Annotated in this window: 14 protein-coding genes; 9 read left to right on the top strand and 5 right to left on the bottom strand. The window is 66.3% G+C overall.

What is annotated here, in order from left to right; translation table 11 throughout:
* The first annotated feature begins 32 nt into the window (after positions 1-32).
* The 4 genes from J5M67_RS10420 to J5M67_RS10405 all read left to right on the top strand — a co-directional run bounded on the left by J5M67_RS10420 (position 33) and on the right by J5M67_RS10405 (position 5145).
* Complete coding sequence (locus J5M67_RS10420; RefSeq protein WP_207885225.1) at positions 33-1154, top strand: aromatic ring-hydroxylating dioxygenase subunit alpha; 1122 nt, start codon at positions 33-35, stop codon at positions 1152-1154.
* Positions 1155-1206: 52 nt separating this feature from the next.
* A complete protein-coding gene (gene gabD, locus J5M67_RS10415; RefSeq protein ID WP_368735926.1) occupies positions 1207-2655 on the top strand; it encodes an NADP-dependent succinate-semialdehyde dehydrogenase in 1449 nt (482 codons plus the stop codon).
* Between the two features lie 62 nt (positions 2656-2717).
* Positions 2718-3677 carry a PDR/VanB family oxidoreductase gene (locus J5M67_RS10410; protein WP_207885224.1) on the top strand — a complete coding sequence of 320 codons (960 nt, stop codon included), beginning with the start codon at positions 2718-2720 and terminating at the stop codon, positions 3675-3677.
* Between the two features lie 382 nt (positions 3678-4059).
* Positions 4060-5145 carry a helix-turn-helix transcriptional regulator gene (locus tag J5M67_RS10405; RefSeq protein WP_207885223.1) on the top strand — a complete coding sequence of 362 codons (1086 nt, stop codon included), beginning with the start codon at positions 4060-4062 and terminating at the stop codon, positions 5143-5145.
* A gap of 6 nt (positions 5146-5151) precedes the next feature.
* Here J5M67_RS10405 and J5M67_RS10400 read toward each other — a convergent pair whose 3' ends face one another.
* Together J5M67_RS10400 and J5M67_RS10395 are read right to left on the bottom strand one after the other, a co-directional pair.
* Entirely contained in the window at positions 5152-5715 is a 564-nt protein-coding gene (locus J5M67_RS10400; protein ID WP_207885222.1) for a carboxymuconolactone decarboxylase family protein, read from the bottom strand.
* Positions 5716-5725: 10 nt separating this feature from the next.
* Entirely contained in the window at positions 5726-7054 is a 1329-nt protein-coding gene (locus J5M67_RS10395) for an aspartate aminotransferase family protein (protein ID WP_207885221.1), read from the bottom strand.
* Between the two features lie 355 nt (positions 7055-7409).
* Between J5M67_RS10395 and glnH the strand changes: the two genes are divergently transcribed.
* Genes glnH through J5M67_RS10370 form a run of 5 tightly spaced genes read left to right on the top strand, consistent with a single transcriptional unit; the run spans position 7410 to position 11512 of the window.
* On the top strand, positions 7410-8153 hold the full coding sequence (glnH, locus tag J5M67_RS10390) for a glutamine ABC transporter substrate-binding protein GlnH (RefSeq protein WP_207885220.1): 744 nt from the start codon (positions 7410-7412) through the stop codon (positions 8151-8153).
* A 16-nt stretch (positions 8154-8169) separates the two neighbouring features.
* Complete coding sequence (gene glnP / locus J5M67_RS10385) at positions 8170-8826, top strand: glutamine ABC transporter permease GlnP (RefSeq protein ID WP_207885219.1); 657 nt, start codon at positions 8170-8172, stop codon at positions 8824-8826.
* A complete protein-coding gene (gene glnQ, locus J5M67_RS10380; protein ID WP_207885218.1) occupies positions 8823-9545 on the top strand; it encodes a glutamine ABC transporter ATP-binding protein GlnQ in 723 nt (240 codons plus the stop codon). Before glnP ends, glnQ begins: the two co-directional genes overlap by 4 nt.
* 9 nt (positions 9546-9554) lie before the next feature.
* The gene (locus J5M67_RS10375; RefSeq protein ID WP_207885217.1) at positions 9555-10613 is read left to right on the top strand and encodes a C45 family peptidase; all 1059 of its coding nucleotides are present in this window, start codon (positions 9555-9557) and stop codon (positions 10611-10613) included.
* Positions 10610-11512 (top strand): MurR/RpiR family transcriptional regulator, encoded by a 903-nt coding sequence (locus J5M67_RS10370; RefSeq protein ID WP_207885216.1) that lies wholly within the window; start codon positions 10610-10612, stop codon positions 11510-11512. Before J5M67_RS10375 ends, J5M67_RS10370 begins: the two co-directional genes overlap by 4 nt.
* Positions 11513-11524: 12 nt before the next feature.
* On the opposite strand, the gene glpD is transcribed toward J5M67_RS10370, so the two are convergent.
* The 3 genes from glpD to glpK form a co-directional block, all read right to left on the bottom strand.
* On the bottom strand, positions 11525-13066 hold the full coding sequence (gene glpD / locus J5M67_RS10365; protein ID WP_207885215.1) for a glycerol-3-phosphate dehydrogenase: 1542 nt from the start codon (positions 13064-13066) through the stop codon (positions 11525-11527).
* Between the two features lie 150 nt (positions 13067-13216).
* Entirely contained in the window at positions 13217-13972 is a 756-nt protein-coding gene (locus tag J5M67_RS10360; RefSeq protein ID WP_152221201.1) for a DeoR/GlpR family transcriptional regulator, read from the bottom strand.
* A 224-nt stretch (positions 13973-14196) separates the two neighbouring features.
* Positions 14197-15711 (bottom strand): glycerol kinase GlpK, encoded by a 1515-nt coding sequence (gene glpK / locus J5M67_RS10355; RefSeq protein WP_207885214.1) that lies wholly within the window; start codon positions 15709-15711, stop codon positions 14197-14199.
* Between the last annotated feature and the right edge of the window lie 128 nt (positions 15712-15839).

Raw genomic sequence — 15839 nt, 5'->3', positions numbered from 1 at the left:
GCCGCGAGTCGATGAAGCCTGGAGATAGCAAGATGACCGATTTCGAACGCCTGCCCGCCGATTTCTGCAACAACCCGAACCACGCCTACACCATCCCGGCGAAGTTCTACACCAGCGATGCCGTCTTCGAGCACGAGAAGGAAAAGATCTTCGCCCACAGCTGGATCTGCATGGGTCACCGCAGCGAAGTGGCGCAGAAGAACGCCTACATCGTCCGTGAAGTGATCGGCGAGAGCATCATCGTCGTCCGTGGCCGCGACGACGTGCTGCGCGCCTTCTACAACGTCTGCCCGCACCGTGGCCACCAGTTGCTGGAAGGCACCGGCGGCATCGCCAAGAACGTCATCGCCTGCCCGTACCACGCCTGGACCTTCAAGCTCGATGGCGAACTGACCCACGTGCGCAACTGCGACCAGGTGGAAGCCTTCGACAAGGGCGACTACAGCCTGGTGCCGGTGAAGGTCGAAGAGTACGCAGGCTTCATCTTCATCAACATGGACCTCGATGCCGGCAGCGTCGAAGAGCAGCTGCCGGGCCTGGAAGCGCGTATGCGCCAGGCGTGCGGCGTGATCGACGACCTGCACCTGGCCGCCCGCTTCGTCAGCAACACCCCGGCCAACTGGAAGTCCATCGTCGACAACTACATGGAGTGCTACCACTGCGGCCCGGCCCACCCGAGCTTCGCCGACTCCGTGGACGTCGGCCAGTACACCCACACCCTGCACGGCAACTGGTCGCTGCAGTACGGCATCGCCAAGTCCTCCGAGCAGTCGTTCAAGGTCGACGAGGGCGTTTCCGATCCGTCCTTCGCCGGCTTCTGGGCCTGGCCGTGCACCATGTTCAACGTGCCGCCGGGCGCCAACTTCATGACCGTGATCTACGAGTTCCCGGTCGACGCCGAAACCACCCTGCAGCACTACGACATCTACTTCCTCAACAAGGACATCACCGAAGAGCAGCAGAAGCTGATCGACTGGTACCGCGAAGTCTTCCGTCCGGAAGACCTGCGCCTGGTCGAGAGCGTGCAGAAGGGCCTGAAGTCCCGTGGCTACCGCGGCCAGGGCCGGATCATGGTGGACAAGGAGCGCTCCGGCATCAGCGAGCACGGCATCGCCCACTTCCACAACCTGATCGCCGTCGCCCACCTCGACTGATCCAGCTCGCCGCCGGCCCTCACGGCCGGCGGCCTCTCGCGGAGTACCTTGCGTGAAACTCAACGATTCCAACCTGTTCCGCCAGCAAGCCTACGTCGATGGGCGCTGGTGCGACGCCGACGACGGCCGCAGCCTGGACGTGCATGACCCGGCCACCGGCGAGCGCCTGGGCAGCGTGCCGCTGATGGGCGGCGCCGAAGCCGTGCGCGCCATCGAAGCCGCCAACGCCGCGCTGGAGGGCTGGCGGGCGAAGACCGCCAAGGAGCGCGCGCAGATCCTGCGCCGCTGGTTCGAACTGCTGCTCGAACACGAAGAGGACCTGGCCCGGCTGATGACCTTCGAGCAGGGCAAGCCGCTGCACGAAGCTCTTGGCGAAATCCGCTACGCGGCGTCCTTCATCGAGTGGTTCGCCGAAGAAGGCAAGCGCATCTACGGCGACGTGATTCCCAGCCCGGCGGCGGACAAGCGCCTGCTGGTGATCAAGCAGGGCATCGGCGTCTGCGCGGCCATCACCCCGTGGAACTTCCCGGCGGCGATGATCACCCGCAAGGCCGCGCCGGCCCTGGCCGCCGGCTGCACCATGGTGATCAAGCCAGCCAACGAAACCCCGTTCTCCGCGCTGGCGCTGGTGGAACTGGCCGAACGCGCCGGCATCCCGGCGGGCGTGCTCAGCGTAGTCACCGGCGATGCGCCGGCCATCGGTGCCCAGCTCACCGGCCATCCGCTGGTGCGCAAGCTCAGCTTCACCGGCTCCACCCCGGTCGGCCGTCTGCTCATGGGGCAGTGCGCCGAGACCATCAAGAAAGTCTCCCTGGAGCTGGGTGGCAACGCGCCGTTCATCGTCTTCGAGGACGCCGACATCGAGGCGGCGGTGGAGGGCGCGCTGATCGCCAAGTACCGCAACGCCGGGCAGACCTGCGTGTGCGTCAACCGCTTCTACGTGCATGACGCGGTGTACGAGCGCTTCTCCGCACGCTTCGTCGAGCGCGTGCGCGAACTGGCGGTCGGCCATGGCGCCGAGCCGGGCACCCAGATCGGTCCGCTGATCACCGACAAGGCCGTGGCCAAGGTGCAGAGCCTGGTCGACGACGCCACCGCCAAGGGCGCCAAGCTGGTGCTGGGCGGCAAGCCCCATGCGCGCGGCGGCAACTTCTTCGAGCCCACCGTGCTCGGTGGCATCCGCCCTGGCATGGACCTGCTGCAGGACGAAATCTTCGGCCCGGTGGCGGCGCTGGTGCGCTTCTCCTCCGACGCCGAAGTGATCGAGCTGGCCAACGACACCCTCTACGGCCTGGCCGCGTACTTCTACAGCCGCGACCTGGCCCGCGTGTTCAGGGTCGCCGAGCGCCTGGAGTACGGCATGGTCGGGGTCAACACCGGGCTGATCTCCAACGAGGTCGCGCCGTTCGGTGGGGTGAAGCAGTCCGGCCTGGGGCGCGAAGGCTCCAAGTACGGCATCGAGGACTACCTGGAAATCAAGTACCTCTGCCTGGCGGTGTGAGCCGGGCCGAGGAATAGCCGGGGCGGCGAGGCCGCCGCCCCGTGTCGCAATTGAGGTGAATGATGGCCAACACATACGAGATGTTCAGCGTGCGGGTGACCGCGGTGGAACAGGCGACCCCGCAGATCAAGCGCTTCACCCTGGCGCGCGCCGATGGCCAGCCGATGCCGGCCTTCACCGGCGGCAGCCACGTGATCGTGAAAATGACCGACGGCCTGAGCAACGCCTACTCGCTGATGAGCGACCCGCGCGACCTGAGCCACTACCAGATCGGCGTGCGCCTGGAAGAACAGTCCAAGGGTGGCTCGGCCTTCATGCACCAGCAGGTGGAAGTCGGCAGCGAGCTGACCATTTCCACCCCGAACAACCTGTTCGGCCTGGACCCCAAGGCCGGACGCCATGTGCTGATCGCCGGCGGCATCGGCATCACCCCGTTCCTCTCCCAGTTGCATGAGCTGGAAGGCGGCGCGGTGCCCTATGAACTGCACTACGCCTTCCGCAGCCCGGAACACGGCGCCTTCCAGGGCGAGCTGGCCGACGGTCCGCATGCTGAAAATGTGCGCTTCTACATCGACAGCCTGGAGCGCCGCCTGGACCTCGCCGGGCTGTTCGCCTCGCTGGCCGACGATGCCCACGTCTACGTCTGCGGTCCCAAGCCGCTGATCGACGCGGTGATCGAGGGTGCGAAAAAGGCCGGCATCGCCGAGTCCCGCGTGCACTTCGAACAGTTCGCCGCGGCTCCGGCCAGCGGTGGTGCCTTCACCCTGGTGCTGGGCCGCTCCGGCCGCGAGCTGCGGGTGGAAGAGGGCATGAGCATCATCCAGGCCATCGAGAACGTGAAGGCCGCCAAGGTGGAATGCCTGTGCCGCGAAGGCGTTTGCGGCACCTGCGAAACGGCCATCCTCGAAGGTGAGGTCGAGCACTTCGACCAGTACCTCTCCGACGACGAAAAGGCCTCGCAGCAGACCATGATGCTGTGCGTCTCGCGGGCGCGTGGCGAGCGCCTGGTGATCGATCTCTGACCTGTGAGGGCGTATGACCTCGAGCGTCATACGCCCTTGTTCCTTGTCCCCGATTGGCCTCGTGCCGTGCGGTTCGCGAGCAAGCTCGCTCCTACGAAGAGCGCTGGCGTAGACCTGTAGGAGCGAGCTTGCTCGCGAACCCGCCCAACACTGGCCTTGCCGGCTGATCGCGGACGGAGTCCGCTCCTACGAGAGCCCCTCACCCTAACCCTCTCCCGGAGGGATAGGGCTGGGGGAGAGGGGGATGCTCCGGCACGGTGCTGAGAAAGAGCGCCCGACCGGGCTACGCCCTATCCATCCGCAACCATCACGCCTCTGTTATCCATCAGTTTACAGCTGTGTATACTGCGGTCCTCGACGACCTTCAGGGACCACGCCTTCCATGCAGGAAAACAGCTTCGCCTTCCGTCTCAAGGAATTGCTCGAACTCCACAAGCTGACCCTGCAGGCAGTGGGCACGGCCCTGGGCATCTCGCGTACCGCGGTGCACAAGTGGACCAAGGGCGGCGAGATCGATTACGACAACCTGCGCAAGCTGGCGGACTTCCTCAAGGTCAACTGGATCTGGCTGCGCTACGGCGAGGAAGCCCTGCGCGACGTGCAGCAGGCCGAGCCCATCGAACTGCCGATGACCGACCTGCGCCGCCGCTACACCGCCGAGATCATGGAAAGCGAAGCGCGCATGAAGCTGGCCCAGGAAGGGGCGCGCATCGTCACCTGGGAATGGAACCTGATCACCGACGAAGTGACCTACTCGCCGAACGTCGAGGCGGTCTACGGCTGGCCGGTCACCTCCAACAAGGACTTCTGGCGCCACCTGCCGCCGGAGGACGTCGCTGCGATGCAGGCCATGTACGACCGCGGCATCGCCGAGGGCGGCACCTGCGAGTGCGACTTCCGCATCTTCCAGCCCGACGGCTCGCTGCGCTGGATCGCCTCCCGCGCCACCGTGGTGCAGGACGCCGTGGGGCGGCCGGTGAAGATGGTCGGCATCAGCATGGACAACACCGCGCGGATGATCACCGAGGAAGCGCTGCGCAACAGCGAGGAACGCTTCCGCGCGATCTTCGAACTGACCTGGGGTGCGCTGGCCTACATCGGCCTGGACGGCGGCTGGCAGCGGGTCAACGGCAGCCTCTGCGAACTGCTCGGCTACAGCCCGCTGGAGCTGTACGCCATGACCTTCCAGGAGCTCACCCACCCGGATGACCTGGGCAAGAATCTCGAACTGCTGCGCCAGTTGCTGGCCGGCCGTTTCGACCGCTACGTGGTGGAAAAACGTGTGCGTCGGCGCGACGGCGAGTACGTCTGGGTGCGCGTGCGCACCTCGCTGCAACGCCGCCGCCAGGACGGCATGCCCGACCACCTGATCAGCGTGTTCGAAGACATCAGCGCCGAGCGCGCCGAACGCGAGCGCCTGCAGGCGCGCATCGCGGAGCTGGAGGCCCTTCTGGCCGAACGTGCCTGAAGAACCTCAGGGCTCGCTGAATGGCAGCGGTGTCTCGGTGCCGCGCCGTACGGCAAAAGCATTGAGCGTCATGGCGACCAGCGCGTAGTAGCCGAAAATCCCCACCAGCTCCACCAGGCCTGCCTCGCCGAAGCAGGCCGTCGCCTCCTCGTACAAGCTTGGGTCGATACGTCGAGTCTCGTACAGCGAGCGGCCCAGGCGATGGATCAGGCGTTCGTCGTCCCGTTCGAAATCCGGCGTCCGGTTGGTGCGCAGGGCTTCGATCACCTCGTCGCTGATGCCCGCCTGGCGCGCGATGGGTTCGTGGATCTGCCATTCCGCCTGGGATTGCCACCAGGCGGCGGTGACCAGGATCGCCAGTTCGCTCAGGCGTAGCTCCAGGCGTGTGCCGTAGCGACAGAAGGCGCCGAGTTTCTGCGCGTTGTCCGCAAGGCCGGGGCTGTGCACCCAGGCCAGGAACGGGCCGTCGAGGTTGCCGCGTGGGCCGCTGAGAATGTCCTGGAGCACGCGGCGTTGTTCATCGTCCATGTTCGCGTCGGTGAGCGGGGTGAGGCGCGAATCGATCTTCATGTTCAGTCCCTCAGAGGCTGCCGACGGCTTTTACGATGGCGCGCTGCAGCTTCTCGACCAGTTCGTCCAGCTGCGCCTCTTCGAGGATGAAGGGCGGGGCCAGGAGGATATGGTCGCCGCTGCGGCCATCCAGGGTGCCGCCCATGGGGTAGCACATCAAACCCTCCTGCATGGCGGCCTTCTTGATCCGCGCGTGCAGTTTCGCCTCGGCGGGGAAGGGGGCTTTGCTGGCGCGGTCGGCCACCAGCTCCAGGCCCTGGAACAACCCACGACCACGGATATCGCCGATGTTCGGATGCTCGCCCAGCACGCTGCGCAAGCGTTGCTGCAGTTTCTCGCCGAGATCGCGCACACGCGGCAGGAGGTCGCGTTGTTCGATGGTCTTCTGCACCGCCAGGGCGGCCGCGCAGGCCGTGGCATGGCCGATGTAGGTGTGGCCGTGCTGGAAGAAGCCCGAGCCTTGGGCAATGGCGTCGTGGATACGCTGGCTGACCAGGGTCGCGCCAATCGGCTGGTAGCCGGCGCCCAGGCCCTTGGCGATGGTGATGAGGTCGGCGCTGATACCTTCCTGTTCGGCGGCGAACAGCGTGCCGGTGCGGCCCATCCCGCACATCACTTCATCGAGGATCAGCAGCACGCCGTAGCGGTCGCAGATTTCCCGCACGCGCTTGAAGTAGCCCGGCACGGCGGTCACCGCGCCGAGGGTGGCGCCCACCACCGGTTCGGCGACGAAGGCCATGACCTTGTCCGCGCCCAGGTTGAGGATTTCCGTCTCCAGTTCACGGGCCAGGCGTTCGCCGTAGGCTTCCGGTGTTTCGCCCTCGGCCTGGCCGCGATAGGCGTAGCAGGGGCTGACGTGGCTGACGTCGATCAACAGCGGCTGGAACTGCTGGCGCCGCCAGGCGTTGCCGCCGGTGGCCAGGGCGCCGAGGGTGTTGCCGTGGTAGCTCTGGCGCCGTGCGATCAGGTGCGTGCGCTGCGGCTGGCCGATCTCCACGAAGTACTGGCGGGCCAGCTTGAGTGCTGCCTCCACCGCTTCCGAACCACCGGAGACGAAGTACACCGAGCGCATCCCGGCGGGGGCGCGGGCGATCAGGAAGTCGGCCAGCTCTTCCATCGGCTGGCTGGTGAAGAAGGAGGTGTGGGCATAGGCCAGGGTGCCGATCTGCCGGCGCACCGCCTCGATCACCTCGGCATCGCTGTGCCCCAGGCAGGACACCGCCGCGCCACCGCTGGCGTCGAGGTAGCGGCGGCCCTCGCTGTCGATCAGGTAGGCGCCATCGCCGCGAACGGCCGTGGGGTAGGACTGGGTGAGGCTGCGGTGCAGGACGTGGCTCATGGTGACCTCCAGGGAGTTTGCGCAAATATTAAATGCATTTTTGCGCTTGGCAAATTTTTCTTGCGCACCTGGAAGGTGGGGTTGGTTCGCTGGGGCCCGCTGTTTCAGCGTTAATCCGCATGAAATGGGCAGTTGAAGTCGTTTCGGCGGATTTGCACGTCAGCGAAAAATGCTTGCAATGATTTTATTTGCATGTTTATTTTGCACGAAAGCACTCAAGTGCATGCAGCCCCGAATCTGGGTTAGCCGCTTAAAACAATAAAGTCCGGGCCCTGGCCCGTTGCATCGAACTGCCGCTAATGCGCGCCGGCCTCAGGGCTGGCGCATCCCGCCGTCCCGCAAGAGGAAGTCCTGCATGAAAAAGCTGCTTCAAGCCTCGTTCGCCGCGCTGTCCCTGCTCGCCGCCACTCATTCGATGGCCGCCGACAAGGAACTGCTGATCGCCACCGACACCGCCTTCGTTCCCTTCGAGTTCAAGCAGGGCGACAAGTACGTCGGCTTCGACATCGACCTCTGGGAAGCCATCGCCAAGGAAATGGGCGTGACCTACCAGCTCAAGCCGATGGACTTCAACGGCATCATCCCCGCGCTGCAGACCCGCAACGTCGATGCCGCCCTGGCCGGCATCACCATCAAGGAAGACCGCAAGCAGGTCATCGATTTCTCCGACGGCTACTACGACAGCGGCTTCCTGCTGATGGTCAAGGCCGACAACGACAGCATCAAGAGCTCCGCGGACATCGCCGGCAAGAGCCTGGCGGTGAAGAGCGGCACCTCGGCGGCGGACTACGCCAAGGCCAATCTGAAGGCCGGCGACCTGCGCCAGTTCCCCAACGTCGACAACGCCTACCTGGAGCTGCGCACCGGCCGCGTCGATGCCGCCATGCACGACACCCCCAACGTCCTCTACTACATCAAGACCGCCGGCGACGGCCAGGTGAAGGCCGTGGGCGAGCAGATGATGGCCCAGCAGTACGGCATCGGTTTCCCCAAGGGCAGCGAACTGCGTGAGCCGGTGAACGCCGCGCTGAAGAAGCTGCGCGAGAACGGCACCTATGCGCAGATCTACCGCAAGTGGTTCGGCACCGACCCGAAATAAGACGAGGTAGGCATCCATGCATTTCCAATGGTCCGCCATCTGGGACGCGTTGCCGGTGCTGCTCGAGGGCGCCCGGCTGACCCTGTGGATATCCATCCTCGGCCTGATCGGCGGCGCGGTGATCGGCCTGGTGGCCGGTGTCGGCCGCGCCTACGGCGGCTTCATCGGCAGCCGCCTGGCGCTGCTGTTCGTCGAGCTGATCCGTGGCACGCCGATCATGGTCCAGGTGATGTTCATCTACTTCGCCTTGCCGCTGATGATCCCGGTGCGCATCGATCCGTTCAGTGCGGCGGTGGTCACCATCATGATCAACTCCGGGGCCTACATCGCCGAGATCACCCGCGGCGCGCTGCTCTCGGTGAACAAGGGCTTCCGCGAGGCGGGGCTGGCGCTGGGGCTGTCCGGGCGCGACACGCTGCGCTACGTGATCGCGCCGCTGGCCTTCCGTCGGATGATTCCGGCGCTGGGCAACCAGTGGATCGTCAGCATCAAGGACACCTCGCTGTTCATCGTCATCGGCGTCGCCGAACTGACCCGCCAGGGCCAGGAGGTGATCGCCGGCAACTTCCGCGCGATGGAAATCTGGTCGGCGGTGGCGGTGATCTACCTGATCATCACCCTGGTATTGAGCTACGTGCTGCGGCGCATGGAATCGAGGCTGAAGATCCTATGATCGAGTTCAAGCAGGTCTCCAAGCATTTCGGCCAGACCGAAGTGCTCCACGACATCAACCTGAAGATCGGCAGCGGCGAAGTGGTGGTCATCATCGGTCCGTCCGGGTCCGGCAAGTCCACCTTGCTGCGCTGCATCAACAAGCTGGAAGTGATCACCGGCGGCGAACTGTTCGTCGACGGCATGGAGGTCAATGATCCGAAGGTGGACGAACGCCTGATCCGCCAGGAGGCGGGGATGGTGTTCCAGCAGTTCCACCTGTTCCCGCAGATGACCGCGCTGGAAAACGTTGCCTTCGGGCCGGTCCGCGTACGCGGGGCGAAGAAGGCCGACGCCGAGGCGCTGGCGCGCACGCTGCTGGCCAAGGTCGGCCTGTCGGAGCGCGCCGGGCATTACCCGTCGGAGCTCTCCGGCGGTCAGCAGCAGCGCGTGGCCATTGCCCGCGCCCTGGCGGTAAAGCCCAAGCTGATGCTGTTCGACGAGCCCACCTCGGCGCTCGATCCGGAGCTGCGCCACGAAGTGCTGCAGGTGATGAAGGACTTGGCGGAGGAGGGCATGACCATGGTCATCGTCACCCACGAGATCGACTTCGCCCGCAAGGTCGCCTCGCGGCTGATCTTCATCGACAAGGGGCGGATCACCGAGGACGGCGACCCCGCCAGCCTGATCGGCAATCCCACCAGCCCGCGCCTGCGCGAGTTCCTGCAACATGTCGCCTGAGGTGCGCCGATGATCCTTCAACCCCTGAATCTGGGCGGCAGCCCCTACGACATCGGCCTGGGCCTGGGCCGCTTCGGCCGCGACGCGGTGCAGCAGCGCCTGCGCCCGCTGCCCTTGTGGCAGAGCCTGGCGGCCCTGGCCGGCTCCGATGTGGCGCAGGCCATGCAGGCGCAGGTTGAGGCGGACTTCCCGCGCATCTGGGAGGAAATCCGTGGTCTGGCCGACGGCCTGGAATTGCCGGTCGAGGAAGTCTTCCTGTGGAACTGCCGGGGCGATTTCGTCCGCCCGCAAAGCGTGGATGGCTGCACCACGGTGTTCGGTCCTACCGCCGACGGCTGGCTGATCGCCCACAACGAGGACGGCCTGCCGTCCCTCGATGGCGCCTGTGGCGTGCTGCAGGCAACGCCCGAGCAGGGCATGGCCTTCACCAGCTTCGTCTATCCGGGCTCCATTCCCGGCCACACCTTCGCGGTGAATGCCGCCGGGCTGGTCAGCACGGTGAACAATATCCGCCCGAGCAGCATCCCGACCGGCCTGCCGCGTCAGGTGCTGGCCCGTGCGGTGCTGGATTGCGCCAGCCTGGACGAGGCCGTCGAAGTGTTGTCCCGCGCAGGTCGCGCCGGAGCCTTCCACCATGCCCTCGGGCAGGTCGGCTCAGGTCATCTGCTGAGCGTCGAAGCCTGTTCATCCGGCGTCATGGTGCGCAAGGTCAGGCGCCCCAGCGGGCACTCCAACCATCTGCTGGATGCCGGCCTGGACGCCTTCGGCCAGCGCATCACCGGCAGCTCCGACAGTCGCCAGCGACGCGTCGATGTGTTGCTCGGCGATGCGGGCGGGACGCTCGACGAGGCGCGTGCGCTGTCGATCTTGCGCGACGGTGCCGATGCCGAGCTGCCGATCTACCGTCGCGCGGCGGACGATCCGGACGAGGAAAATACCCTGGCCACCGCCGTATTTCGCATCGGGGCGAACTCGGTAGAATGGCGCGTCTACTGCCAGCCGGACGTCCAGCACGTCGAGGCCGCCGGCAGTATCCGCCCTTCATCCGCCAACGGACCTGCCCGATGACCCAAGCGCCCGCCGCACTGCCCGATAACCTGGGAGCCCTCAAGCAGCTGCTGGAGGCTATCGAGCGAGGCGAGACGGACATCTCCCTGGGCGGCAGCTCGCGGCGGGTGCTGGCGGCGCTGATCGAGGCGCCGCAGCGTACCGCGGTGTCCTCCATCAGCGAACTGGCCGAACAGCTCGGGGTGAATGCCTCGACGCTGTCGCGCCTGGCCCAGCGCCTGGGCTACGGCGGCTTCAGCAAGTTCCAGGACGTGTTCCGCCGCGAGCTGACCGAAGGCAAGAGCTTCTACAGCGACCAGGCTTCGCGCCTGCTGCTGACCCCGGCGGACACCACGCTGTCGCGCCTGACCCGCCTGGGCCGGCAGGAAAGCACCAACATCGCCGGGATGATCGAGCAGGTCGAGCCGGAAGTCTTCGCCCGCGTGGTGGAACTGCTGGCCAGCGCCCGCCGCGTTCGCATCCACGGCATGCGCCAGTTCACCTCGCTGGCGCTGTTCATGTCCTACGGCCTGGGCATGTTGCGCCAGGACGTGGCCGCGCTGGACGCAAGTCGCCAGGGTGTGGCCGATGCCCTGGCGCAACTGGATGCCGGCGATGTGCTGGTGGTCGCCAGTTGCTTCCCCTATACGCCCAGTGTGCTGGCCACGGCGGAAGTCGCCGCGCGCCATGGCATCGAAGTGGTGGCCCTGACCGATTCGTCCAGCTCACCGCTGGCGAAGGTGGCGCGCCATAGTTTCTACGTGCCGAACCACAGCCTGTTCTACAGCAACAGCATGTGCGCCTTCATGCTGCTGGCGCAGGGGCTGCTCAGCGAAGTGGCGGGGCGGTTGGGGGAAAGCGCGCTGGAGTCGCTGCGCCAGCGCGAAGAGCTGATCAGCGAGCTGAACGCGTCGCTCTGAGGCGACGGGCTATCAGGCCACCTGCGTGCTCGGTTCCAGCGGGCTTTCGCTGTGCAGGAACTGCTCCAGCCGCTCCTGCTGCCGGGCCGTGAGGAACAGGCCGAGCTTGGTGCGCCGCCAGAGGATGTCTTCGGCGTCGCGCGCCCACTCTTCGCGGCACAGGTATTCCACTTCGCGGGCGTAGAGCCCGCCGCCCAGGTGTTCGCCCAGTTCGCTGAGGTTGGCGGCGCCGTCCAGCAGTTTCCACACGCGGCTGCCGTAGGTGCTGGCCCAACGCCGGGCGAGGGCCGGGTCGAGCTGGCGCAGGTGTTCCATCAACTGCACGGCGAGGTCCTCGACGCTGACCATCGCTTCGCCGCCGGGCAGCGGGGCGCTGGCGGTCCAGCGTGGGCCCATGACGCCGACGAAGTGGGGCGCCAGTTGTTCCAGCGCGGCTTCGGCGAGCTTGCGGTAGGTGGTCAGCTTGCCGCCGAACACCGAGAGCAGCGGGGCTTCGCCGGGCGTGTTGTCCAGCGCCAGGGTGTAGTCGCGGGTGACGGCGGAAGGATCGTCGGATTCGTCGTCGCACAGCGGGCGTACTCCGGAGAAGCTGCGCAGGATGTCCGCGCGGCCGAGCTGGCGCTTGAAGTGGGCATTGACGACGTTCAACAGGTAATCGGTTTCTTCCTCGCTGATGCGGATTTGCGCCGGGTCGCCCTGGTATTCGCGGTCGGTGGTGCCGATCAGGGTGAAGCGCTGCAGGTAGGGAATGGCAAAGACGATGCGGCGGTCTTCGTTCTGCAGGATGTAGGCATGCTCGCCCTCGTACAGGCGCGGCACGATCAGATGGCTGCCCTGGATCAGGCGGATGCCGTAGGGCGGTTTCTGGCGCAGTTCCTCGCGCAGGAAGCGGTCGACCCAGGGGCCGGCGGCGTTGACCAGGCAACGGGCGCGGACCGAATAGAGGCTGCCGTCCTTGCGTTCCAGGTGCAGGTGCCACAGGCCCTTGCTGCGCCGTGCGCTGACGCAGCGGGTGCGCGGGTGGATGTGCGCGCCGTGCTCGCGGGCGCTCATGGCGTTGAGTACCACCAGGCGGGCGTCGTCGACGGCACAGTCGGAATATTCGAAACCGCGGGTGATCTCGGTCTTCAGCGGGCTTTCCGGACCAAAGCGCAGACCGCGCGAACCCGGCAGCTTCTCGCGCTTGCCGAGGTGGTCGTAGAGGAACAGCCCGGCGCGGATCATCCAGGCCGGGCGCAGGTGCGGGCGGTGCGGGAGGACGAAACGCAGCGGGTGGACGATATGCGGCGCCTTCGCCAGCAGCACTTCGCGCTCGGCCAGGGCTTCGCGCACCAGGCGGAATTCGTGATGTTCGAGGTAGCGCAGGCCGCCGTGGATCAGCTTGCTGCTGGCGGAGGAGGTATGGCTGGCGAGGTCATGCTGTTCGCAAAGGAACACCGACAGGCCACGCCCGGCGGCGTCCGCCGCGATCCCCACGCCATTGATGCCGCCGCCGACGACAGCCAGGTCATAGACTTCGGCCAGGGGCGCGTGGCGCGAGCGGGTTGGGTTCATGGGGCCGCCTCGGGAGTGGAAGTGAACGCGTTTATGTTCGTTTTCGAAAATATCTTAGTTCGATGAACGAAACATGACCACCCCGAGGCGCGAAATCGCGCAAGCGTTCGTCAGATTTTCGAAATTGAAACTGTCGACTGGGGCGCCGGCTCAGACCAGTTCGAGCTGGACCTTGTGCTGCGCCAGCAGGCGCGCCACGGCGGCGGGCGGCGGGCTGTCGGTGAACACGCGGTTGACCAGGGCGATCGGGCCCAGGCGCACCATGGCGTTGCGCCCGAATTTGCTGGAGTCGGCGGCGAGGAACACCTGCCGGGCGTTGTCGATGATGGCGCGGGAGACGCGCACTTCCTGGTAGTCGAAGTCCAGCAGGCTGCCGTCTTCGTCGATGCCACTGATGCCGACCACCGCGAAGTCGACGCGGAACTGCTCGATGAAGTCCACCGCCGCCTGGCCGACCACGCCGCCGTCGCTGCGCACGGTGCCCCCGGCGACCAGCACTTCGAAGTCGTCCTTGCCGGCGAGGATGCTGGCCACGTGCAGGTTGTTGGTGATGATCTTCAGGTGGCTGTGGCCGAGCAGGGCGCGGGCGATGGCCTCGGTGGTGGTGCCGATGTTGATGAACAGCGAGGCGTTGTCCGGGATGTGCGCGGCGATCGCTTCGGCGATGCGCTGCTTCTCGTCGCGCATCTGGTCGGCGCGGGTATTGTAGGCGGTGTTCTCGACGCTCGAATCCCAGGCCGCGCCGCCGTGGTAGCGGCGCAGCAGGCTCTGTTCGGCAAGCTGGTTGATGTCGCGGCGAATGGTCTGCGGGGTCACGGCGAACTGCTGGGCGAGTTCCTCGATGCTCAGGTAGCCGCGTTCGCGGACCAGGTCGAGGATGCTTTGCTGTCGGGGTGGCAGGTTCATGCGCGGTGCTCGTGTGGACGGGCCGAAGGGGCAAGGATGCCGCAGTGGGGCGGCGCTGTCATGCCGGGTGAGTTCGGTGCGGGCGGCTTTCCCTCACCCCAGCCCTCTCCCGGAGGGAGAGGGAGCCGTCCGTACCGGCTGATGCCACGGTGTCAGCCTGCACCGATCAGTCCCCTCTCCCTCTGGGAGAGGGTTAGGGTGAGGGTAGAAATGGCACCCAACTTTCAGTCGTCCGCGGCCCAACCGCGCGTGCGCTCCACGGCTTTCTTCCACCCGGCATACAACCGCGCTCGCTCCGCCTCGTCACACGCCGGCTGGAATACCCGCTCGATCACGGCTTTGTTCTTCAGCTCCGCGAGGCTCCCCCAGAAACCGCAGGCCAGCCCCGCCAGCAAGGCTGCGCCGAGGGCGGTGGTTTCGCGCATCTGCGGGCGTTCCACCGGGGTGCCGAGTATGTCGGCCTGGAACTGCATGAGGAAGTTGTTGGCCACCGCGCCGCCGTCCACGCGCAGGGCGCGCAGCGGCTCGCCGGCGTCCTGCTGCATGGCGTCGAGCACGTCGCGGGTCTGGTAGGCGATGGATTCCAGGGTGGCGCGGATCAGGTGGTCGGCTTTTACCCCACGGGTCAGGCCGAACATCGCGCCACGGGCGTACGGGTCCCAGTAGGGCGCGCCGAGGCCGGTGAAGGCGGGGACCAGGTAGACGCCGTTGCTGTCCTTCACCTTGGTGGCGAAGTACTCGGAATCGCGGGCATCGCCGATCACCTTCAGTTCGTCGCGCAGCCATTGCACGGTGGAACCGCCGTTGAACACCGCGCCCTCCAGCGCGTAGGCCACTTCGCCGCGCGGGCCGCAGGCGATGGTGGTGAGCAGGCCATGGGTGGATTTCACCGCCTTGGCCCCGGTGTTCATCAGCAGGAAGCAGCCGGTGCCGTAGGTGTTCTTCGCCTGGCCCGGCTCCACGCACATCTGGCCGAACAGCGCGGCCTGCTGGTCGCCGGCGATCCCGGCAATGGGCGTGCGGTGCACGCCGAGGCCGCCGACCTTGGCATGGCCGTAGATTTCGGAGGATGCACGCACCTGCGGCAGCATGGTGCGCGGCACGTCCAGCGCGGCGAGCAGGCGCTCGTCCCAGTCGCGCTTGTGGATATCGAACATCAGGGTGCGCGAGGCGTTGGTGTAGTCGGTGACATGCACCTCGCCCTCGGTGAGCTTCCAGATCAGCCAGCTGTCCACCGTGCCGAACAGCAGCTCGCCACGCTGTGCACGCTCGCGCGCGCCGTCGACGTTGTCGAGGATCCACTTGAGCTTGGTGCCGGAGAAATACGGGTCGATGACCAGGCCGGTGGTGTCGCGGATGTGCTGCTCCAGGCCGTCGCGCTTGAGCTGCTCGCAGATCGCCGCGCTGCGCCGGCACTGCCAGACGATGGCGTTGTGGATCGGCCGGCCGGTGGCCTTGTCCCACACCAGGGTGGTCTCGCGCTGGTTGGTGATGCCGATGGCGGCCACCTCGGCGACACCGATGTTGGCCTGGGCCAGGGCTTCCACCAGAGTCGAACTCTGGGTCGCCCAGATTTCCATGGGGTCGTGCTCGACCCAGCCCGGCTGCGGATAGATCTGCGCGAACTCGCGTTGGGCCACGCTGACCACGTTGGCGTCATGGTCGAAGATGATGGCGCGCGAACTGGTGGTGCCCTGGTCGAGGGCAACGATGTATTTCTTGTTCGTAAGGTTCGTCATGGCGGCGGCCTTGTGCGGATTCCGTTCGGCAGTCCCGGCGGCAGGGCCGGGAGGGGAATGGCGGTGAACATACGGGATTCATCCCCGTCGGTGAAGCGAACATCGTGCAGTGAGCCACACCTTGGCTT

It is taken from the genome of Pseudomonas sp. 30_B (assembly GCF_017491605.1).
GTDB lineage: Bacteria > Pseudomonadota > Gammaproteobacteria > Pseudomonadales > Pseudomonadaceae > Pseudomonas.
The sequence above is the reverse complement of the archived record's forward strand: the minus strand, read 5'-3'. Positions and strand labels throughout refer to the sequence as shown.